Genomic DNA, 23,831 nt, shown 5'->3' with positions numbered 1-23,831 from the left:
AGTAGTTAGTAACAAAAAAGGTAGCCCGTCTGGACTACCTTTTTTACTTGGGTTCTTGGAAATTATTCCTTGACTAATTTTTTAGCGATCATTCCAGCATCAGTTTTGATCTGGACCAGATAGATTCCAGAATTCAATTGATCCAGGTTTAACTGCAAATTACTCTGATCTGAATCGATTCGCTTGACAACCCTACCCTGCAGGTCATAGATGGTAACCTGGGTAATCGGTGATCGCGGTGATACAATATTCAAGACCCCATCGGTGGGGTTCGGGTACAGACCGATTGCTTCCAACTTATTCTGAACCGTAGCCAGGGTCTGGTACTCAAACTGAAGGGTGAAGCGTCCAGGTTGATCCCCTGCTCCTGATCTGAAACTATAGCTCTCCTGGGTCAGGTCCGTGATCCTTCCAAGCAGGTTGTCGATCAGGTAGATCGAACGATCTCCAAGCTGTGTCCCCTGTACCTGGGTCAGTGCGATGGTGTATTCCAGGTCTGCCTCCACCAAGGTCGAGAAGCCCAAGGAGATCTTATCCTCCTGGTCAAATTGCTCCAGGGATTGAATGGTCAAATTCTTATTAGTACCATTGATGGTGCTGTATAGCGATACCGAGGTATCCAGCCTGTTGGTGTCTCCACCATCCAGACCATCGGTGGCCTCAGGACTATAGGCGATCAGCGTATTACTACCCAACGGGTACTCATAGGCGTCACTGCTTACCCTAAACCACATCCTATCCAATTCCAGGTCTTGAGTCCTTAGGGTCGTATTACCCGAGGTGCGACGCATGCTGTTGGTAAAGGTCACATTACCTCCAGAAGTGGCTAGTACACCAAAACCTTGAGCCGTCGAGATGATCCCATTGGGCTGGGTGGTCCCACCACCATCATTGGCCGCTGCCAATCCACCGGATATGTCGTTATAGATCGAAATATCGTCCATAGAATAATTTCTTGCATATGGGCCTGGAATAATTGAACTAGGTGCTGTAATATGCTCCCAAAAGTAAACATCCGTTAACCCATTGGCCGATAAGAAATCATCTGCCGAGATCGGTGATGCATACGGATTAGCATAGACGTTAGGCGTTCCATACTCATTGACTCCATCGCCGTTGAAAACCATTGGACGGCTAACATCACCGTTGTTTAGGGTCCCCAGGCTAAAGGTCAGGTCTGTAGTACCGCTTGGATTGTCCTGAGGGAAGATCAAATAGCCCTCCCCTGCCGTCAAAGACCCACTGTTATAACGTCTCCAGAAGTTTCCATTATCATCTGAGAAGTTGGTCACTCCGGAACCAGGTGTGTTGGGAATGAAGTTTTCCGGAGTGTGATATTGTACATTCCTGACTCCACCAAAGACACCAGCAACTGTTTCCGCACTCATAGGGCTTCCAACAGCCATGAAATCATCTCGCAGAAGATTAGGCGTGGTGATCTCTACATTGATCGTGCCGTTGTTAACAACCGATGCGGTTCCGTCTGTCTGAACAACTACACCCTGATGCTCTACGATCAAGGTAGAACCTGATTCGACGGTGATGTTCTCATCGATCAACATGTAGTCCTCAGCCTTTATACGAACCGTACTGTTATTCGAAATAGTACAACTACAGGCTTCGATTTTTCTGATGGTCGTGGTAGGAATAAGCTCTCCATCCACTGAGGAATCAAAATCGCCCTGGATGTTAAGCGAATAACCTCGATCCGGAACAATATTTCCTGCCCAGGCAGATCCGTTCCATGTTGCCCCAGGCAGATCAAATGCTTCAGTTTGGTCTGACCTGTTATTGGAGGATCCCTGAGAAGCACTGGCACCCAACCCTCGTCTGGCGAATGCCTTCCACAGTAAACATTTATTTGCACCATCATAAAGGGCCTGATCCGCTGCCAATATAGCGTCGCGACCGTCTACGAATCCGGGGCTACAAGGCTGCAGTTTCATACCCTCGGTAACCAAAGCCATGGCTATGTTATTTCCTCCTGTTCCTTGGTAAAAATCGTTGTCAAAGCCATACTTGTCTATCAGGTCCCAGGTCATTTCCCATAATATGGTTGCCCAAACAAATCCAATACCATGTGGCTGACTTACGCCACTGTTGGAGTTACCATAGGTATAATTATTGATCGCCGTATCTGTGCTATACGGCGCCGGACGTATTCCGTCTCCTGTAGTTGACTGTCCCAGGGCAAAAGTTCCTATTCCGCGAATATCCTCACGAGAATCACCGGGTTCTATGGTCATCATCAAACCGATATAATCGGACCATCCTTCTCCCATTTGTTCAGCGTTTCCAAGACAATTAACACTTGAAGGACCGTTGGTTAGTCGATTGGAAACACCGTGACCGTATTCGTGGGCGATAATTCCGTTATCAAAATCTCCATCTATTTGGAATCCTCCTGGCTGTAAAGTACCGTTGACGGTATTGGATAGCTCTAGTTGATCAATTAGTGATTGACCATCTGCTTGACTAACCATGATGGATGGTATAGTTACACTGCCACCAACCGCACCCGCTCCCATGACAATGGGATCTGTAGCAACATTATTTACCATAATGACAGCTGTAGCTCCGGCGTTTTCGGCTGCTAACACCTTAGTTCCAAATTCACAGGAACCGCGTCTGATCACTACAATTTTACCAGACAAATCTGCGCCGTTAATCACATTATCACAGCCATCACTTGTATCTGTCGAAGCGCCAGAGTTATCGTCCTCGATCAGCGCCAAGTCTGCAGTGATCACTGCAGTAATGCCGGGCCCAAATCCAGCCTCCACACCTGAGTAATCACCTGCAATTCCCGCGGGAGAATTTATGGTTAACAGGTCTGAAACCGATGCGGGATCCCACACATACATCTGCATTCTGGGTCTACTTCCATCTGATGGGGTTGCGAAATTGGCGTTATTCGTACCTGAACCGTCCTGTGCTTCGGCTCTTACGTAGTCTGATCCACTTCCTCCGTTTCCATAGTTGTTCTGTTGGAAATTTCCGGCAGATTCGGTAAACCCATAGTGATACCACATATCGTGGATCACGTTATTCCAGAAGAACAGGTTGGTAATAGCCGCATCTTGGTACCCAGAGGGAGCCTGATTGAAATCCAGTGGAAAGTCAAAATCTAAAGAACCTCCACCATCTGGGCTATAACCTGCAATATTGTTTGCATCCCGGTCCTCATAAGCGTAGACATTATTTCCCCGGGTTATGGTGTATTCTACTCCCGCAGTCCCGTTTGTATCGTGCCATCCAAACGGAGAAGCAATGGCATCTTCAGCATCGTTAATCGTAGAACGGCTACCGTGGTTTGGAGATTCCAATGGAACTGGATAAACCGTGTAATCACCCCCTGAAACAGCTGAAAAATTGAAAGCATTGGCTTCCGATTGATCTAATCTTGTATCAAAAGTTAATGCCCTCTCTGCTCGTGATAGGTTATTAAATGTACCAACCTCACAATAGTTGGTCCAATTGTCCGTCCGAAGAATTTTACCCGTACTTGCGTCAACGAAAAAATCCAGCCAGTCACTGCTGTTTACTTCTGCTATTGACAATTCCCAAACCAGGTACAATTGCTCGTCGTGAAGCAAATAAACCTGACGCACAGGTATATCCTCTGTAGAGATTATCGATTTGTCATACATCAACCGATCACTGTCATCAGAAACGCCTTTTACGCGGAGATTCGGTTCTCCGTATTGGCGTTCTCGTGCGACGGACAAAATTGCTTCTTCGGCACTCAGGTTGGCCGATGCATTTCTCACCAACGAAGCCGGTGAAGGAACAAAAGAATTGTGAACAACCAAAGCTTCACCATCTTTTCCAAGGTGAACGCTTGATTCGGTTCCAACTATCTCAATACCTGATAGTGCTTGTCTGACATAGATATGATGAATGCCAGAAATAGAACTGATATGCTCCGAGGTAACAACCATTTGATTGGAATCCCCAGACTGTATAGCCGAGACTATATCGATATTATTCTGGCCCAATGCGGAACTTAATCCGACAAACATGAACGCGGACAGCAGAAAGCAAGATAAAGATGAACGGGAGAGTAATGTAATTTTCATAGAATTAGCTTCACAAATTAGGCCCTTAAAAGTAAGTATTCACTACTAGTATTCAAATAGTTAGTCGACCAAATACCCATTTATAGGACGAATGAAAAATTTTAAAAATTAGAAAAAGTGGCTCTCTCGAGCCACCTTTAAATCAGAGTCTATGATGTCAACCTTAATTCTTGATTAATCTTTTGGTTATCTGACCAGTTTCGGTTTTGATTTGAACCATATACATTGCCGTATTCAATTCGCTTAGATCCAATTGCAGCATGTTATCGGAATGCGACATACGCTTGACCACTCTACCCTGTAGGTCGTAAATAGTGACTTGGGTAATGGGTGATATCGGAGAAGTGATATTTAAAATACCAGCCGTTGGATTCGGATACATACCTATACGCTCTAACTCGCTCTCTGGAGTTGAAAGTGTCCGGTACTCAAACTGAAGGGTAAACCTTCCGGGTTGGTCTCCTGGTCCTGATCTGAAGCGGTATTGCTCCTCGGTCAGGTCCGTGATCGTACCCAGCAGATTGTCGATCAGGTAGATCGAACGATCTCCAAGCTGTGTCCCTTGTACTTGGGTCAGTGTGATGGTGTATTCCAGGTCTGCCTCCACCAAGGTCGAGAAGCCCATGGAGATCTTATCCTCCTCATTGAATTCCTCTAAAGACTGAATGGTCAGATGCTTGTTGGTTCCACTGATGGTACTGTAAATCGATACCGAGGTATCCAGCCTGTTGGTGTCTCCACCATCCAGACCATCGGTGGCCTCAGGACTATAGGCGATCAGCGTATTACTACCCAAGGGGTACTCATAGGCATCACTGCTTACCCTAAACCACATTCGGTCTAATTCTAAGTCTTGAGTCCTCAGGGTGGTATTACCTGTTGTACGGCGCATACTGTTGGTAAAGGTCACATTACCTCCAGAGGTGGCTAGTACACCAAAACCTTGAGCCGTCGAAATGATCCCATTGGGCTGGGTCGATGTACCAACATCATTGGCCGCAGCTACTCCACCCGATAAGCGATTGTAGACCGAGATATCATCCATGTCATAATTGCGGTTGTAGGGTCCTGGGATTCCATTACTTGGAGCCGTAAGATGTTCCCAGAAGTAGACATCGTCCAAACCATTGTCGGTCAGGAAGTCTACCGCCGAGATCGGTGATGCATAGGGGTTAGCATAGATGTTGGGCGTACCAGCAGGGTTAACTCCGGCCCCGTTGTAGACTATCGGTCTAACAACATCACCGTTGTTTAGGGTCCCCTGGCTAAAGGTCATATCGACCGTACCGCTAGCACCGGTCTGTGGAAAGACCAAATAGCCTTCTCCCGGTGCAATTGAACCGGTATAGTTGTTCCAAAAGTTCCGGTTATCGTCCGAAAAATTAGTGGCGCCAGCAACTCCTGGATTAGCTATAAAATTAGCAGAGGTATGCTGCATCACCTTCCTACCAACACCAAAGGCATCAGCAATGGTCTCTCCACTCATCGGACTTCCCATAGCCATGAAATCATCTCGCAGAAGATTAGGCGTGGTGATCTCTACATTGATCGTTCCGTTCTTGGTTACAATAGCATCTTTACTATTTTGAACAACAGCTCCTTGATGCTCTACAACGAGGTTACCATCTATTATTATTTCTCCTTCAATATTAAGATAATCGCCGGCTCTTACCGTTAATGTAGTACCCGATCGTACAATCAGTGTGCATGCATCTATACTTCCACGAACAGCAGTATCATAATTGGTGTCAATAATTGCCGCTCTAGAGCTGGTCGGTGTTCCATTGTCCCAGTTACTACTGAACACAGTGGTTGCCGTACAGCTATTGGACTCAAATTGGCCAGTAAACATTCCTCGTCCAAAAGTAGATGCCAGTATGGTCCGATCTGAACTTCGATAATCGAATGAAAGTACTTTTACATCACTCATTCCATTTTGAGATTGAACCCATGTTGGCGAGTTACTGCTGAAGTCGTTGGTCTTCCACACACCCAGCTCCGTACCGATTATCACCTCATCAGCGTCCAGTGGATTTTGAAGAATACATTTAACAGGCATATCAGGGAGTGTTCCTTCTTTGCTCACCCAATTCGGACTCGCTGTATTACCGTTACTGGTATACCAGACACTGGTAACTCCGTAGTTGTGGAAGGTGACCATGATATCACTTTCACTGGATCCATATCGAATATCCGAAATGGCTCCTATAGCACCGGGAATAGAAATATCGGTGGCAGAAGGAGATCCAGTGCTCATATTGTCAAATCGGAGAATCTTACCTAATGCTGTTCCGATCAACCATCTATCACTAGTATGTGGAGAGGGTGTGAACGCTATTGGTGTGGCATCCAAGGCAGGATTAGTGAGTGTAGCAGTGGTAAAGGACGGCCCCGAAGGATCGATTGCCCACCTTCTTATACGATATGTAGAACCACTTGTGGCGTTACTGAGCATGACATTGGTATCACTATCTAATCCGGTCTGATTCACAAAATCACCATCATTGTAAGATGTAAAATTACCCAGGTAAACACCTCCGTTGGTTATGTATCGATAATTGTTGTACACATAAGACGAGATCATGTATTGAAAATCCTGATCGATGAAGGTGTAGCAACCATCACCTCCCGTGATCTCAACAGTCGAATTAATCCCTGGTCCTGCGCTCATGACCAAGTGAGAACCATTGTCCTGTGCTCCAGCCAATAATACGTCTGTAGCCGAACTTTGATTAATGGACGCCCGATAGAATTGGGTTACGTTATAACCATTATTGCGGGCAAAAGTATTGCCCCCCCATTGTTGGTATAGTAAACACCTCCGTCATTTCCGAAGATAATTCTGCTGCTGGAAGAAAAAGCGATTCCATGATGGTCAGCGTGTACTTCCTGATATCCGAATCCCCCGTACCAATGTGAAAATTGATTCCAGGAATTACCACTATTGGTCGATTTGAACAGATCAATTCCTCCAACATATAGTGTGGTATCATCGTTAGGATCAACTCCGATCAGCAGATCGTAAAAGCTTTGACCACGAGTAAAGTCGGTGGAATCGATACCTGTATCGGCATCATTCGGTTGATTCAATGAATTTGGAAATGTACTGAAACCATTATTGGTTCGGTAAATTTTGACGGGATTTCCACTGTCGGTTCTGTCCTCGGCAAGAACATATATTTTATTCGCGTTCTGTTGTGAACAGGCCAATTCTATACGACCATTGTCCCCTAGGTTTCTGACCAAAGTCCATCCGGTTCCGTCGTTGGAAAAAACGCGACCACCGCCTTCACCGGTATAATAACTGTATTTTGTTCCCATCCATAATTTACCATCTGCACCAATGTCGAAGTCATTTGGCGCGTAGTAACTACCGGCAGAACTTTCATAAAGGGATCCTGTAAGACGCGAGAACGTTTGTCCATCTGTACTTCTATACAAACCTATGGTGTTTGAACCTAGAAAAGTAAATCCTGCTCCTCCTGAGTTGGCGTCCACTTCTTCAGTGTAGGCCATAGAATCGGCTCCAAAGTATACCTCGGTCAGGCCCGTTGATGGATTAACCCATGCAACGATATCCTGAACATATGTCAGTTTGTCCTCTGCCGTAGTTCCCCCACTATAAATATTCACCCAATTCTCTCCCCCATCGGTAGACTTGTAAATTCCATTACCGTTCACAGCTCCCCAGGTGTACACTTCACCGGTTCCTATGTACATGACATTACTATCTTGTGGATCGACTGTGATAGAGGTAATGGCCAAATTGCCAGGGACCCCTTCTACACGTCTCCAAACTGTCGAACTGCTGGTGATATTATCATTGATCCATAGACCACCACTAACTCCACCCGCAAAGACTCGCTGATTGCTACCAGGAGCAAACATCAGGGCATGAGTACGTCCGCCAACATTATCCGGTCCGCGCTCGGTCCAATTATTCCCATTAGTTCCAGGAGGGGCTTTTAAATTGGAGTTGACGCTGAGCTCTTCCATAAGTTCACTCAACCGTTCTGGCGCTGGACGGAGCAACTGTGGATCGGACGTATATAGATACTCCTGCTCATAATACTTGTTTGGAGGAATTCCCAGATCAAGTCGTTCGGCCTTGGTTAAACTCATCGATTTCCTAAACGGGTGTTCCATCAAAAACTCGCCATACTGTTTGCTTAGATTGTCCTGTTCAGTAATGGGTCTAGGAAGAATTTCTAGCTGGCCTGTTTTAAATAAGGCTAAGCTTACGCAGATTCCCAGCGTAGCAACAGCTGCCAATACTTGGGGTTTAATTAGTAGTTTTTTCAATGCAGTTGATTTTGAAGTTAATCAAATAGTTAGATGGTTGGGTTGCATCAAAGACTCAGTTAAAAGCGCCCATGTGGGATAATGGGCACCTTAACTGCTATTTTTTAAGTCGATTAATTTTGTTTCGAGGAGCTTGCTCCTTGAAGGGAATACCTTGGATTGCTATTGGTGAATGAAGTGTTAGCCTTTTTGGCTACATCTCCTTGGGCCCTTAGTTTGGCATCGTTCATATCCATAGGTCCTGGAGCTTCTGGAAATCTCAGTCCAACATGTTTCGATTGGACACGACCACCTGAGGAACGCGTGTCAGCTCTGTTGGCCACGATCTGCCAGGAGAATGAGGCATTGCTGTTACCATTGGCCAGTTCCTTGACTGTAAAACCTTTTATGGATTTTTTACTCACATACACACCGTTACACTCTCCTTCCAAGGTTACATATACCTTAAGCGGATGTGATTCGTCCACGTAAATAACATCGGACAAAATCGGATCCAATTCGATCCTCGCTTCACCATTGACTAATTTGCCTACGCCGAAGTCCTGGAAAACGATCTCCGGTGCTTCAGGGGAAAACATAATTCGCGATGTTCCTTGAGCGTCTTTAACTATGGTCGAATTGGAACCACTACCTACAATCTTATAGTCCGTTCCGGATGTACCATCTGAGCTTGTGTTATGTCTTAAACCAACATATGCATAACTTGGAGTACCAGAGTCTTCTGCTCCTCCACTGAAATATCCTCCGTAGTAACTATCCTGGTTTCCACCCGGTCCCGGGTCTAATCGATTGAAGCCGGCAAGGATACTCGTAGCTCTGGAGTTGGTGGTCGTAGCATCATTGTCAGAATCAAGTGTGAATCGACCCCCAGCATTCCCTCGGTTAGCATTAGCAACTGTTCCATCTCCTACATAACCAAAAACGCCCAAAACGGATCCACTTCCAGCTACACCGGAGCCATTTACATTAGTCACAGAAGTATTTCCACCATTTCCTACACCAATAATCCCTGTACCTGTTGCACCTTGCGCACCACCAGCTAAACCTGAAGTTCCATTGGAAGTAGTACCAACATTGTTCCAATACACCAAGGTTGTTCCTTGACCAGAGATTAGAGAAGCTGCACCAGAAGAATTCGAAATTATCTCACCAAATCCAGTGGCTGATGAGGAGATCCCTCGAACTCCGTAGGTTCCGGATCCATATAATCCGTATCGCGCACCGATACCAACAACAGCATCAAGATTCTGACTTAGTGCATAAAGTCCAACTCCCGAAGTTGAACCACTGGCATAGGTACTCATGGCAAATTCATTCGAATCACCCACCACCGTAAATCGTTCACCGGCATTGGGTGTATTGTCGTTAATAGAAACTTGATCATCCAATATTCTAAGCTCTTCTGTTCCGTTTCGAGCTATTACAACATCCTCATCGTCAGATGTACCGATGTAATTGGTACCTGCAGTTGTACCAGCATTACCCTCTACAGACCAATCATTACCATTGGTTCCGTCTAAGGCTACCCATGCCGAACCATCCCAGTAGTAGAATCCTGGTGAGACAGCTGTAGCTCCACTCCCAGAAGATACCAAGTTGTACACGAGTAGTCCTGTGGCAGGCGATGTGATCGGTGAGGCATTGTCCGTTGCAGTTAGTGTTACTCTGTTTATAAGCAGCCCCTTATCTGGATCTGCCATTTGTAATTGAGAACTTTCATCAGGACTAGTAGTTCCTAAACCGACATTGTCGTTTTCTCCGTTTACTACTAATGAAGAATTACTACTCTGTGTCTGAACAATGAAGTCAATATCAAAGCTACCTGGGTTCAATGTAGTCTCTCCTCGTTGACTTCCTGTAGCGTTCCCGTTAATATTGATATATCGAAAACTATTGATCGAAAAATCTAATTCTCCAACAGCATTCGTCCAGATTCCAGCGGAGGGATCACTAGCAAAGGAGTAGAATGGAGCACCAGGTGCACCATCTTGCATTCCCACTACCTGTCCACCTCCCTGGGTGGTAACACGGAAACGCTCTACATCGTTTGTACGCATGGTCAAACCTGTATTGTCGGTAGTACCTACGTAGTTAACATCCTGATCCGTACCGGTATTTCCAAGTATATCCCATTTATCGTCCAGGTCATTTTCATCCAGGGCTTCAAGGGCTACCCACTGAACTCCATCCCACCAGTAGAATCCTGGCTCTACATCATTTGGGGCGGTTCCAGCTGTATCGGTATTGAATACCAATACTCCTACAACAGGTTCTGGGGTAACAGGAGCACTAACTGCTCGTGAGGTGAGGGCTACTTTAGGAATCAAAATCCCTTTGTCGTTAGCCGTAATGTCAAGCATAGCTCCATCTGCAGGTGTCGTAGTATTAATACCAACCTGGGCAGAGAGCGATGTAATTGTCATGAAAACAGCCAAAATAGAAATTTGGCGTAACGCACAAATAAGAATAAGGTTCATCTTTAACAAATTTGATTCGGGATAACAATATTAAGTATTGTAATCCATAAAGTGCAAATTTATTCGATGAAATACATTATTTCATTAATTTTGTAGTCTTTAGACTACTTTTTTGTTGAAATTTTATCACATAATTGGTCCGAGACTATTATTTATCTAACCTGATATTCACATAATTAGTTTTCTCTCTAATTGAGATCCTCCCAGACTGAACCTGTATAGACCCGCAGCTTTTTGGCAGCAGCATCGTAGTATACATCTCCTTCTTCCGGACTTCCCGGTGCCGTACCGGGTTTTATGTTGATCAAGGTCTGAATGGTCACATGCCCATCTGTCTCTATACGAGCACCCTCCGTATCATTGGCTTTTAACACGAAAGCGTTACTGTCTGAAGTCCCTACATAGTTAGTTGCCGCATTGGTACCTGCATTACCCGCAAGTGACCAATCACTACCATTAGTCCCATCCAGGGCCCTCCATGAACTTCCGTTCCAATAGTAGAATCCCGGTGAAACCGCAGTAGATCCAGAACCGGCACTCACTTGATTGTACACCAGCAGCCCTGTAGCCGGAGAGGTGATAGGGGACGCGTTGTTGGTCGCGGATAGCACGACCCGGTTAATGAGCAGTCCCTTATCTGGATCGGCCATTTGTAATTGAGAACTTTCATCAGGACTCGTAGTACCCAATCCCACATTATCATTTTCACCGTTAACGACGAGAGAGGAATTACTGCTCTGTGTTTGGACAATGAAGTCTATATCAAAACTACCAGGATTCATAGTGGTTTCTCCCCGCTGACTTCCAGTGGCATTACCATTAATATTGATGTAGCGATAGCTGTTTATCGAAAAATCGAGTTCTCCAACCGCATTGGTCCATATTCCTGCTGTTGGGTCACTATTAAAGGAGTAGAATGGACTTCCTGGACTTCCATCTTGCATGGCTTGCACCTGGCCTCCACCCTGCGTAGTGACTCGGAATCGTTGAACGTTATTGGTTCGCATGGTTAGACCAGTATTGTCCGTCGTACCCACAAAATTGACGGACTGATCCGTACCTGCATTCCCAAGCAGATCCCATTTATCATCCAGATCGTCTGTGGTCACTTCTGCCTCTGCCTCTAGAGCTACCCACTGCACACCGTCCCACCAATAGAAACCTGGTTCGACATCATTAGGGACTGTACCGGCCGTACTGGTATTGAATACCAAGACACCCGTTACAGGTTCTGGAGTAACAGGAGCACTCAACAATGTTGATGTCAGAGCCACTCTTGGGATCAGTACACCTTTGTCTGATGCGGTAATATCTAACATGGCTCCATCGGCGGGAGAGGTAGTATTGATACCGACCTGAGCCATAGAACAATAGCAAACTGACCAGGTAATCAGTGTTAGCAATTTCAATCTGAGAGTAAATATTGAGCTCATAACTGTGTATTTGGGGTACCCTCAATTTTAGTAAAAATATCGTTGTAATACTTTTTTATTCGTTGAAATGCGCTTTTTTTTAAGAATCATGCATGTTTTTTAACATTTGTCCTAAGTATAAATACGTAGTGTACGTTTAGATTTTACCAGAATCCGCAGAAATCTCCCTAACTAATTTTCGCTCTTAACCAAAAAAAATGGCCCATAGCGGGCCATTTATAGTTATAATATGTAAATTATTAAACGTCTTCTATATCTTCGCTCGAACTCAATTCGACGTTCTTAGCTTCTTCTAAATTCATATGCAGTAAATCTTCCGATACCTGATCTACTTCAGAGAAAAGTGTGTCTCGATTGAAATAGACGATCAAGGATGACCAGCATATAACAGAAATCAAACAAAGGGATAGACCATATGGGTTCAAATTCTTCATGGGGATATTTTTATTAAACTACCTTTTGGTAAAGCGTTGAATTATTTTACCATTAACAGTAGTCAACTCGATCAAATATAAAGAAGATTCCAGTTTATCAACCTCTAGCTGATATTGAGTTATCCCCTCCAATTGTTGATAAAGTACCACCCTTCCTTGTAGATCGTAAATCACTACTTCATGGATTGCAGCCCTCGGTGATACAACATTGAGCAGACCATCGGTGGGGTTTGGATACAGACCAATACTCTCCAACTCGTTTTGAGCAGTGGCAAGGACCTCATACTCAAACTGAAGGGTAAACCTTCCGGGTTGGTCTCCTGGTCCTGATCTGAAACTATAGCTCTCCTGGGTCAGGTCCGTGATCCTTCCAAGCAGGTTATCGATCAGGTAGATCGAACGATCTCCAAGCTGTGTCCCTTGTACTTGGGTCAGTGTGATGGTGTATTCCAGGTCTGCCTCCACCAAGGTCGAGAAGCCCATGGAGATCTTATCCTCCTCATTGAATTCCTCTAAAGACTGAATGGTCAGATGCTTGTTGGTTCCACTGATGCTACTGTAGAGCGATACCGAGGTATCCAGCCTGTTGGTGTCTCCACCATCCAGACCATCGGTGGCCTCAGGACTATAGGCGATCAGCGTATTACTACCCAAGGGGTACTCATAGGCATCACTGCTTACCCTAAACCACATTCGGTCTAATTCTAAGTCTTGAGTCCTCAGGGTGGTATTACCTGTTGTACGGCGCATGCTGTTGGTAAAGGTCACATTACCTCCAGAGGTGGCTAGTACACCAAAACCTTGAGCCGTCGAGATGATCCCATTGGGCTGGGTGGTCCCACCACCATCATTGGCCGCTGCCAATCCACCGGATATGTCGTTATAGATCGAAATATCGTCCATAGAATAATTTCTTGCATATGGGCCTGGAATAATTGAACTAGGTGCTGTAATATGCTCCCAAAAGTAAACATCCGTTAACCCATTGGCCGATAAGAAATCATCTGCCGAGATCGGTGATGCATACGGATTAGCATAGACGTTAGGCGTTCCATACTCATTGACTCCATCGCCGTTGAAAACCATTGGACGGCTAACATCACCGTTGTTTAGGGTCCCCAGGCTAAAGGTCAGGTCTGTAGTACCGCTTGGATTGTCCTGAGGGAAGATCAAATAGCCCTCCCCTGCCGTCAAAGACCCACTGTTATAACGTCTCCAGAAGTTTCCATTATCATCTGAGAAGTTGGTCACTCCGGAACCAGGTGTGTTGGGAATGAAGTTTTCCGGAGTGTGATATTGTACATTCCTGACTCCACCAAAGACACCAGCAACTGTTTCCGCACTCATAGGGCTTCCAACAGCCATGAAATCATCTCGCAGAAGATTAGGCGTGGTGATCTCTACATTGATCGTGCCGTTGTTAACAACCGATGCGGTTCCATCGGTTTGAACAACGACTCCCTGGTGCTCTACGATCAAAGTAGATCCTGATTCTACGGTTATATTATGGGCTACTCTCAGATAATTTGAAGCAGAAATGGTCAAGGTCGAATTGTTCTTAACCACTATCTCGCACCCATCCAGGTCGCTCACCGCATTATAATTGGAGCTGATATCGATCTTCTGATCGGTAAGTGGCATTCCATTACTCCAAGTTCCGCTAAATCTGGTATAGTCCGGACAAGGACCGAAAGCACTGTTCAGACCAAAGAAATAGCTTCCATCGATGGACGTGAAACTACCTGTAAGTGTAATGTGAGAGCCAAAAGACCCAACGGACAGAGCGGCGGTTTCTACATCTGTCCCGTTATTTCGAGCTGCTACCAGGTTGTTTCTTGATTGACCTGTCGCGGCTTCCCAACCACTGATCTCAGCGGAAGTGAAATAGAATGTTAGATCCACAGAGCCTGAAGGATTTTTAGTGGCAGTTGCAAGGAAGGATTTATCCATTACCTGATCAATTCCACTACTACCTTGATAAGGCTGAACAGATGTCCCTGCCCGATCTACTGAAATACCAACACATCCATAATCAAAACCATCCGATGAGGTCACATCGGCAAGTCGATCTCCGGTAGAGGTATCGGACAGATAAACTGAACCCGAACCTGGAAGATCAACTTCAGGATCAGTGGTTCCTGTATTTACAGCAGTTTGAACGCCTGTATCTACAGATCCACTCAGCAATAGGTTATCTATGGCGATATACTCCTCGTTCGTACAGTTGTGATGACGGAAGACCAGGTGACCAGTCTGACCGGCATAAGCACTCATGTCTATATTTTCGTTGACCACCGCCTGCGCAATGATCCCACCGGGTCTTACCTGTGGACTTGCGTCTATGGCTGTATAGGTAGAAATATCAGTTGCCCAATATACCGTGTAATATTCCTGATACCAAGAATTGGTCAGTGTCGAAGGTGCCACCTGATAGGTCAGGTTCACACTAGTTGCTCCAGCCGGAATGGTCACCTCACTAGAAATTATGTAGTTATCTGGAGTCAGGGCCACCCCATTCCAGGACCTGGAATAAAGTTGATTGGTAGACAAATGACCCGCAGGTACCGTTCCTATGGTCCAGTTATTCCCGTCTCCGTCCCGATCTGCAATCATCCATCCTGCGGGTGCTGTTTCGAAATCTTCATCTATCAATGTAAATGAATTAGAGGCCGTCGGCACCGTATCGTCGTTGTTCAGGGTGAGGGTAAATGAATCCTTGGCCAGATCGGCTATGGCGTCCCCGCCATTGGCATTGACGGTGAAATCGATCACTATGGTTTCGGTTGTCTCCACAAAACCGTCATGATAGATCCGCAGGGTCATCATCTTATCATCTGTTGCACCTTGGTCAAAGGTTACAGAAGACGTCATCAGATCGAAATCTAGCCCGCTTGTAGCCGTACCGCCAGGATTGATGGAGAAGTTCACGTCGGCGTCCTCGGAAGGAGCTTGGCCGATATTCAGTGGTATGTACGCGTCGCTGAAACTACAATTACTATTCTCCGTCATGGACTTGTTGGTTGACGCGTAACCAATGGATGGTGTTGCCGCAACAACAACCCCGGTAACGATCAAACTAAAATTTTGAGAACCACCGCTAAGCGTACCCTTGTGGGATACAGTCAGGATATAGCTTCCAGAGGCAGCATTAATGTCAATTCGTTCGTATGGGTCAACAACATTGTCTCCTGTTCCGTTGGTCGTAACACCGGTCAATTTCCAGGGCGTAAAAGAAGATCCATTGTCCAGTCGGATGTCGAGGTCATTGACCAACGCAGGAGTATTACTATTCATACCCCCATTGGCCGTACCGGCCGGATCGGTCCAGGAAATTGAAGCTTGTAAAGGATCAATACCGTTAGATTGGACTGTGATCTGGTAAGTTCCACCCTGTGACAGACTAAGTTCATCAATAATGGCAGAACCGCTTGCCGCGGCAGCTGTGGTAATTGTTTCCGCAGCAAATTTCGCGTTTAACAGTCCCCATCCCGATTGGGCATCAGGTCCCGCTGGAGCGACATCATCGGCTGTGTGTAAAGCTAAACCTTTGAGGGTAGCTGCCCGCATAAAACTGGCGTTTAGATCATTGTAGTGTTCTTGTAAAAGCAAGAGGGTTCCGGCCACATTGGGCGAGGCCATGGAAGTACCGGAAATGGTGGCGTAGTCCGAGTCATTATCATCATAAGTTGAATACAGCCCCGTACCATTACCCATGATATCCGGTTTGATACGATAGTCGTCGGTAGGGCCTTCACTACTACTCGAATTTCTGCTTACTGAGATCAAAGCCCGGTACCAGAATTGATACTGGCATCCGTACCGTTGGCTACCACCAAGTTATTTTTTGCCGTTTTATCACCACTCAACTTGTCGTAGTTTATTTCGCCATCCAGGGGAAATTGGTTACTCGAATTATCCTTCCCATCGTTTCCGGCAGAGGCAACCTGCAAATAATATGGGGCATTGTACAAGAGATTGTCCCAGTCCCGGGCATCTGTACCATACTGACCAAACATATCCCAGGCATTCGCGGCATCAATATTGGAGGCACGGAAACCATAGGAGTGGTTAGAGATCAACATTCCTCCGGAAGCGGCTGTGGTTGCTTCAGAAAGGTCATTGTTCCAGTCGCTGGTCTGGGCATCGGCCTGCCAGGCCATCCCCTTAGCATCAGGGTCCAGTCCAGAGGCCACTATAGTTCCGGTAACGTGTTGAGCGTGAAAACTGTTGGCATTCAGAGTCGTTACCCCATCATAAATACTGACTCGGTTAGTCCCTCCAGCTCCGTCAAACTCTACGTGAGTTGGACGAGAAGGTCCTCCATCCCAAACATAGGCTGTCATTCCATTTCCATCCAGGTTAAGCGAAAGACCACCTCCTGAATTCAGGAAATTAGCCCGAGTAGAAACGGCCGCATCAACATTGTCCAAGGAATAGTAAAGCAGTTTCCCATCCGAAGTTATTCGCTGAAGTTCATCAAATGAGCCGTCACTGTTAAATTTCTTCAAAGGAATTCCGTTTGCCTTGGCAAAAGTCTCAGCTTCCTTTTTTGTCTGGTTCTCCCAGGCCCTGTATTTCTCACTTAGAGCAGTGAGTTTGTCTTGATCATAAGAGTTGACAATTCGGTTGTACTCCTGACTAAATCGGTTAGAAGATTTAGCTTGAATAGCCGCTTTGGTCGAAACAGGTTTAGTGGTTAATTGATCCTGGGCAAATAAGCTTAGGTTAAATGCCATCAAACAAATGACGACCAATACACGATTTACGCATGAAAAGTCGAAGGGGCGTTGAGTTTTCACAAGTAATAATTTAGGTTAAGTGCTTGCAAAATAAGGAATTATCGATAAAATGCAATTTTTTACCGATAAAAAACTTTTTTGTATAATTTTTTCCTACATTTTGAAAATTCTTTAAACAAAAAAAACCGGCCATATAGGCCGGTTTTTGATTATTCTTTTGGATTAACCCCCAAAATCGTCGAATCGGATATTCTCATCTGGTATACCGAAATCCTCTCCCATTTTCTGAACCGCTTGGTTCATAAGCGGAGGTCCACAGAAATAAAGTTCAATGTCCTCCGGAGCTTCATGATGATTGAGGTAGTTGTCAATAACAACCTGGTGTATGAATCCTACAAAACCATCTCCCTCTTCATCCTGCAGGTCTTTCTTGACCTTCCAATTGTCTTCTTCCAATGGCTCAGACAGGGCCATGTAGAATTTAAAGTTGGGGAAGTTTCTTTCAAGCTCACGGAAGTGTTCGATATAGAACAATTCACGCTTGGATCGACCACCATACCAATAGGTTACTGTACGACCTGTCTCTAGGGTCTTGAAAAGGTGATAGAGATGCGATCGCATTGGAGCCATTCCGGCACCACCTCCCACATACAGCATTTCAGCCTCTGAATGGTTGATGAAGAACTCTCCATAAGGTCCTGAGATCGTTACCTTATCTCCTGGTTTAGCAGCAAAAATATAGGACGACGCAATACCTGGATTGACTTGCATCCACTGGTTCTTAGCTCTGTCCCAAGGTGGAGTAGCCACACGTACGTTCAACATGATCTCCCTCCCTTCAGCCGGATAAGAAGCCATGGAGTAGGCTCGCTCTACGGTCTCGGTATTCTTCATGACCAATGGCCACAAACCGAATTTATCCCACTCATCCTGGAACTTGTCCGGGGTTTCGTGTTCTTCTGGGTGAGCCGTGATATCTATGTCGGCATATTTGATCTCGCATGGAGGAATCTCAATCTGAATGTACCCCCCTGCCTTGTAGTTCATATCCTCAGGGATCTCAACTACAAACTCCTTGATGAAGCTGGCAACGTTGTAATTTCTTACTACAGTAGCTTCCCATTTCTTAATTCCGAAGATCTCTTCCGGAATGTGGATATTCATATCCTGCTTTACCTTCACCTGGCAAGCCAATCTAGCTCCGGACTGAAGTTCTTTTCTGGTAAAGTGAGGGGTCTCAGTCGGCAGGGCCTCACCTCCACCTTCCATCACATGACATTCACATTGGATACAAGTTCCACCTCCACCACAGGCAGAAGGAAGAAATACTTTCTGATTACCCAGGGTGGATAACAAGGTCCCACCTGAGGGTACTTCGATCACTTTTTCGTCGTTGATGGTAATCTTAACGGGGCCAGAAGGTGAAAGTTTCTCTTTTGTAAAGATCAACAGTCCGACCAACAACAACACCAAAACCAAAAAGGCAATGACCGTCGCTGTTACAACACCAAATACAGTTGCCAATATCATAGCTTAATTTTTTAAAGTTGTCAGGTTAGCTGCCTGAGCAGTTTCTTCCTGGTCTATTCCTTCTTCTATGCTCGTAGTCTCAACTTCCTGGGCTGCAGAAGCAGCATCGTCACCTCCTGTCAGCATACCACCGAAACTCATAAAACCGATTGCCATAAGGCCGGTGATGATAAAAGTGATCCCTAGCCCTCTTAGAGGAGCAGGAACATTGGAGTATCGGATCTTTTCCCGGATAGCTGCAATGGCCAGGATGGCCAGGAACCAACCGATTCCGGAACTGAAGCCGTAGTTCAGGGCAAGACCGAAAGTTTCGATCTCTCTGGATTGCATAAATAGTGAACCTCCCAGGATCGCACAGTTTACCGCGATCAGTGGTAGGAAGATCCCCAACGAATTGTATAGGGAAGGCGAGAAACGCTCTACGACGATCTCTACCAGTTGTACCATGGTCGCAATGGTTGCAATAAATAAAATAAAAGAGAGGAAACTCAGATCGTAATCTGCATATTCAGGACCTAACCAGGTCAGGGCACCTTCTTGCAGGATGTATTGGTCCAGTAACCAGTTCAGAGGTACTGTAACCGTCAGGACAAAAATAACGGCGGCCCCAAGACCAACAGCCGTACTCACTTTCTTAGATACTGCCAGGTAAGAACACATACCCAGGAAGTAAGCAAAGACCATGTTGTCTACAAAGACCGATTTAAAAAACAATTCTACATGTTCCATAACAAATACGTTTGACGGCTATTAATTTTCTTCTATCAGGGCTTTATTTCGGCTGCGCTGTACCCAAATGATGATCCCTACAACGATCAAGGCCATTGGAGGCAGAACCATAAAACCATTATTCTCGTATCCGATGGCATAGAGACCAGTCTTTTCGACTGAATCTCCCAGTACCTTGATCCCAAATAGGGTTCCGGAACCAAAAAGCTCACGGAAGAAACCAACTATGATCAGGATGACACCATAACCCAGAGCGTTGCCCACTCCATCCAGGAATGATTTCCAAGGGCCATTACCTAAAGCAAATGCTTCAAAGCGTCCCATGATGATACAGTTGGTAATAATCAGACCGATAAATACCGACAGCTCCTTACTCAAACTGTATGCAAAGGCTTTAAGCACCTGGTCCACGATAATAACCAAGGTGGCGACTACGACTAACTGAACGATGATCCTGATCTTGGACGGGATCACGTTTCTCATCAATGAGATAACAACGTTTCCCACACCCAAAACGAAGATCACCGAGATGGCCATCACAATAGAAGGCTTCAGTTGTGCGGTGATCGCAAGTGCAGAACAAATACCCAATACCTGGATGGTGATGGGGTTGTTATCCGCTAGCGGATCAAGAATTAACTTACTGTCTTTTTTTGATAACAATCCCATAGCACTATTGGTTTAAGGATTTAAAGTATGGTACATACATCTGGATGTCTTTACGCAGCATGGCTGTTACACCATCACCAGTAATGGTAGCTCCGGCCAGGGCATCGACCTGTCCGTCCCCTTTGCGTTCGTTCTTGGGATCGTTATTTCCCTTGGCGACTTTTATTGTACTGAAGCTTCCGTCCTGCAGGAAGGACTCACCCGCAAAGTCGTCCATAAAATAGCGTTGTTTGATCTCGGCACCCAGACCTGGAGTTTCCCCTTTGTGGTCAAAGTAAACTCCCTGAACGGTCATTTCGCTGTCTACAGCTACAAAGCCCCAGATCGCATCCCAAAGACCTTTTCCTCTTACCGGAATCACGTAAACCTCTGTACCGTCTTTCTCCCCTTTGAACAAGGGTAAACGTCTCGAGTATTCCGGATCCTTTGCCAGAGACTCTTCTTTTTTTATGTCGATCAGGTATGCCTGATCATCCTCGGTAACATCGTCACCCTGAATAACGATCTGACTGGTGATGTACTTGCCAAATTCAGCCTCGACTACATCAGTCGTTATAAACTCGACGTCATTGGCTCCAGTATTGTTGTTAACACCCATGGCATAAAGGATGTTCTGTTGCTTTTCAAAGCGTTCGTTGGCCTTGATCATGGGCTTTAGACCCGATGCAAAACTGGCCAAAAGAGATCCAACCACGACCACCATGATCACGGCAAATAAGATCGTATAGCTGTTCTTTTCAGTGTTGATCGCCATAGTCTAAGCTGTTTTAACTTTTAAACGTTTAGCTCTGCGCTTGATATTCCCCTGAATCACGTAGTGATCGATAGTCGGAGCAAACACATTCATAAGCAAGATAGCCAGGAATACCCCTTCTGGGTATGCCGGGTTGAATACACGGATCATGATAGAAATAAACCCGATCAGGAAACCGTAGATCCATTTTCCTTTGTTGGTCTGAGAGGCGGTAACAGGATCGGTGGCCATGTAGACGGCACCGAAAAGTATACTTCCTATAACCAGATGTTGCCAGAACGGAACGCTCATCAATCCGAAGAACTTGGAGGAGTCCGTTATCCATCCGGCATCTACCACTCCATTGAAGATCAATCCCATGGTTAGGGCCCCAATTAGTGTGGACACAATAATTCTCCAACTTCCGATCTTGGTGTAGATCAAGATCAAGGCCCCGATGATGATGAGCAGTTTTGAAGTCTCACCAACCGATCCAGGAATGAAACCGTAGAACATATCCTGTAAGCTGTAAGCCACATCTTGATTCTGGGCATAGCTACCCAGAATAGTCTCTCCTGAAATAGCATCCGCAGTACCAGCTCTGTCTACAGCCTGGTGGACCCACACCTTGTCTCCACTCATCCAGGTCGGATATGCGAAGAACAAGAAAGCACGGATGGTAAGTGCAGGGTTCAGGATGTTCATCCCGGTACCCCAAATACTTCTTTACCAATTACAACACCAAAGATGACCGCGATAGCCAGCATCCATAGTGGAATGTCTATCGGCACGATCAGCGGAACAAGCATTCCAGTAACCAGATATCCTTCTTCTACTTCATGACCTTTGATGACCGCGAATACAAACTCTACTGCCAATCCAACACCATAGGATACAATAACCAGTGGGAGGACTGTCCAAGCCCCATTGCGAAATTGTCCCAGGTCAGGAAATTCTCAAACAAGGAGGGCGTCCAAGGGGTGCCTTCCGCAGCGGCAACCGCAGCATAATGCTGATAGCCTGCATTGAACATACCGAAGATCAAACAAGGGACCAGGGCCATGATCACAATGTTCATGGTCCGCTTCAGGTCGTCTACTACCTTGATATGAGTACCACCATGCGTGGTCTCATTAGGCATGTATAGAAAGGTATGCAAGGCATTAAAGGCCGGAGCCATTTTCTTGCCTTTATACTTTTCCTTAAGCCGATGTAAATTTTGCTTCATTCCCATAGCTTATCCTATTTCCTTATACATTAAATCCAACCCATCGCGAATGATCTGCTGATGGGGTTGTTTGGATACACAAATAAATTCTGTCAACGAAAAATCTTCCGGGGCTACCTCGTACATGCCCATGGCCTCCATAGCGTCCAGATCATTCACCATACAAGCTTTCAGCAGTTGCATGGGATAGATGTCCAGCGGGAATACTTCTTCATAACTCCCGGTAACGACAAATGCCCTGTGCTCTCCGTTGGTATTGGTATCGAGGTCATATTTTTTATTGGGGAACATCCAAGAGAAGGTCAAAGCCCTGGAGGAGGAGATCTTGTTGAAAACAGGTTTGTTCCAACCGAAGAAATCATAGTCGTCTCCCTCTGGGATTATACTTACCGTGGTATCATAAAACCCTAAATGCCCATCGTGCTTGATCTGGGTCCCAGTGAGCACATTCCCACTGATCACGCGGGCATGCTCATTGTTCAGACCGGAGTCGTAAACAAAGGTTGACACCTCAGCTCCTTGGATGGTCTTGTAATATTTCGGGGTATTTACACAGGATCCCGCTAATGCAACTGTCCGCTCGGCCGTGTACTTTCCGGTTAGCAGCAATTCTCCGATAATAGCCAGATCTGCCGCAGCCAGTGTCCAAACTGTTTCCCCCTTATTGATCGGGGCGATCTTAGCTATCTGGGTCCCAACATTACCAGCTGGGTGAGGACCGCTAAAGCCGTGAAGCTCGATGTCGGTCATACCCGCAAATACGGACTGCCCACCCTTTTGGACAGACACATGAACCTTCCCTTTAGTCAATCTGCTCAAAGCCGTCAAAGCGGCCTGAAGTTCTTTCTTCTTGTCTGCCAGGATAAAATCCACATCAGCAGCCATTGGTGCCGTAGAAAAACCCGAGACAAAAATATCCCGCGGCTCACTATCCGGACTGGCTATCACATCATAAGGACGTTGAATGATGAATGGCCAGCAACCAGATTCCAGCAAACGATCTTTGATCGCCTGGGCATCTGCGGTACTGACATTCATACTACCGTAATCTTTGTATTCATCCTGTGAATCTGCTTCGATCAGGATTCTGGTGATCACACGTTTAGCTCCTCTTTCGATCTGGCTCAATTTTCCACTGACCGGAGATACAAACTGAATTTCCGGACGTGCCTTGGCGTAAAAGACCGGCTGACCCGCTTGAACGCGTTCACCTTCTTTTATCAACATTTTTGGAGTAATGAGGTGGAAATCTTTCGGCCGGATGGCAAAGGTGCGTGACCTTGGAGCATTGGCTGTGACCTTCTCGGCTTCACCTATTAGCCGAATGTCCAGTCCCTTTTTAATCTTAAAATCTCGAGACATATTTACTGTGTCATTTATGTCGGTTCCTTAGCTAGCCTTAAAACGGTGCTAAAGGCGGCTGCAAATTTAAGTATTAAATAGGGCTTCCCCTAACGAATCGAAAATTATTTTTGTTT

13 protein-coding genes and 1 pseudogene are annotated in these 23,831 nt (G+C 45.8%); all 14 read right to left on the bottom strand.

The features are described from left to right. Positions 1–62: 62 nt before the first annotated feature. Entirely contained in the window at positions 63–4,079 is a 4,017-nt protein-coding gene (locus BST85_RS01565; protein ID WP_104811655.1) for a T9SS-dependent M36 family metallopeptidase, read from the bottom strand. Between the two features lie 163 nt (positions 4,080–4,242). Then, positions 4,243–6,786, bottom strand: coding sequence for a T9SS type A sorting domain-containing protein (locus BST85_RS01560; protein WP_104811654.1), 2,544 nt, complete (start codon positions 6,784–6,786; stop codon positions 4,243–4,245). A gap of 50 nt (positions 6,787–6,836) precedes the next feature. Further along, on the bottom strand, positions 6,837–8,381 hold the full coding sequence (locus BST85_RS01555; protein WP_146090621.1) for a beta propeller repeat protein: 1,545 nt from the start codon (positions 8,379–8,381) through the stop codon (positions 6,837–6,839). 113 nt (positions 8,382–8,494) lie between these two features. Continuing rightward, positions 8,495–10,804: a hypothetical protein gene (locus tag BST85_RS01550; RefSeq protein WP_104811652.1), complete on the bottom strand. Its 2,310-nt coding sequence runs from the start codon at positions 10,802–10,804 to the stop codon at positions 8,495–8,497. Positions 10,805–11,046: 242 nt separating this feature from the next. After that, complete coding sequence (locus tag BST85_RS01545; protein ID WP_146090620.1) at positions 11,047–12,291, bottom strand: hypothetical protein; 1,245 nt, start codon at positions 12,289–12,291, stop codon at positions 11,047–11,049. Positions 12,292–12,530: 239 nt separating this feature from the next. After that, positions 12,531–12,725, bottom strand: coding sequence for a hypothetical protein (locus BST85_RS14220; RefSeq protein WP_146090619.1), 195 nt, complete (start codon positions 12,723–12,725; stop codon positions 12,531–12,533). Positions 12,726–12,743: 18 nt separating this feature from the next. Next, a complete protein-coding gene (locus BST85_RS14380; RefSeq protein ID WP_219842108.1) occupies positions 12,744–16,511 on the bottom strand; it encodes a T9SS-dependent choice-of-anchor J family protein in 3,768 nt (1,255 codons plus the stop codon). Further along, on the bottom strand, positions 16,508–17,524 hold the full coding sequence (locus tag BST85_RS14375) for a S8/S53 family peptidase (RefSeq protein WP_219842107.1): 1,017 nt from the start codon (positions 17,522–17,524) through the stop codon (positions 16,508–16,510). Before BST85_RS14375 ends, BST85_RS14380 begins: the two co-directional genes overlap by 4 nt. A gap of 162 nt (positions 17,525–17,686) precedes the next feature. After that, a complete protein-coding gene (nqrF, locus tag BST85_RS01530; RefSeq protein ID WP_104811650.1) occupies positions 17,687–18,994 on the bottom strand; it encodes an NADH:ubiquinone reductase (Na(+)-transporting) subunit F in 1,308 nt (435 codons plus the stop codon). Between the two features lie 3 nt (positions 18,995–18,997). Continuing rightward, positions 18,998–19,723, bottom strand: a complete 726-nt coding sequence (gene nqrE, locus BST85_RS01525) for an NADH:ubiquinone reductase (Na(+)-transporting) subunit E (RefSeq protein ID WP_104811649.1) — start codon at positions 19,721–19,723, stop codon at positions 18,998–19,000. Between the two features lie 21 nt (positions 19,724–19,744). Next, positions 19,745–20,392, bottom strand: a complete 648-nt coding sequence (locus tag BST85_RS01520) for an NADH:ubiquinone reductase (Na(+)-transporting) subunit D (protein WP_104811648.1) — start codon at positions 20,390–20,392, stop codon at positions 19,745–19,747. A gap of 4 nt (positions 20,393–20,396) precedes the next feature. Then, a complete protein-coding gene (locus tag BST85_RS01515; RefSeq protein ID WP_104811647.1) occupies positions 20,397–21,146 on the bottom strand; it encodes a Na(+)-translocating NADH-quinone reductase subunit C in 750 nt (249 codons plus the stop codon). A 3-nt stretch (positions 21,147–21,149) separates the two neighbouring features. Then, positions 21,150–22,359: pseudogene (locus BST85_RS01510) on the bottom strand (NADH:ubiquinone reductase (Na(+)-transporting) subunit B). A gap of 3 nt (positions 22,360–22,362) precedes the next feature. Beyond that, positions 22,363–23,715 carry a Na(+)-translocating NADH-quinone reductase subunit A gene (locus BST85_RS01505; RefSeq protein WP_104811646.1) on the bottom strand — a complete coding sequence of 451 codons (1,353 nt, stop codon included), beginning with the start codon at positions 23,713–23,715 and terminating at the stop codon, positions 22,363–22,365. Positions 23,716–23,831 lie beyond the last annotated feature (116 nt).

It is taken from the genome of Aureitalea marina (assembly GCF_002943755.1).
Taxonomy (GTDB): Bacteria; Bacteroidota; Bacteroidia; order Flavobacteriales; family Flavobacteriaceae; genus Aureitalea; species Aureitalea marina.
Note: the sequence above shows the minus strand (reverse complement) of the source record. Positions and strands in the feature narration are given on the sequence as shown.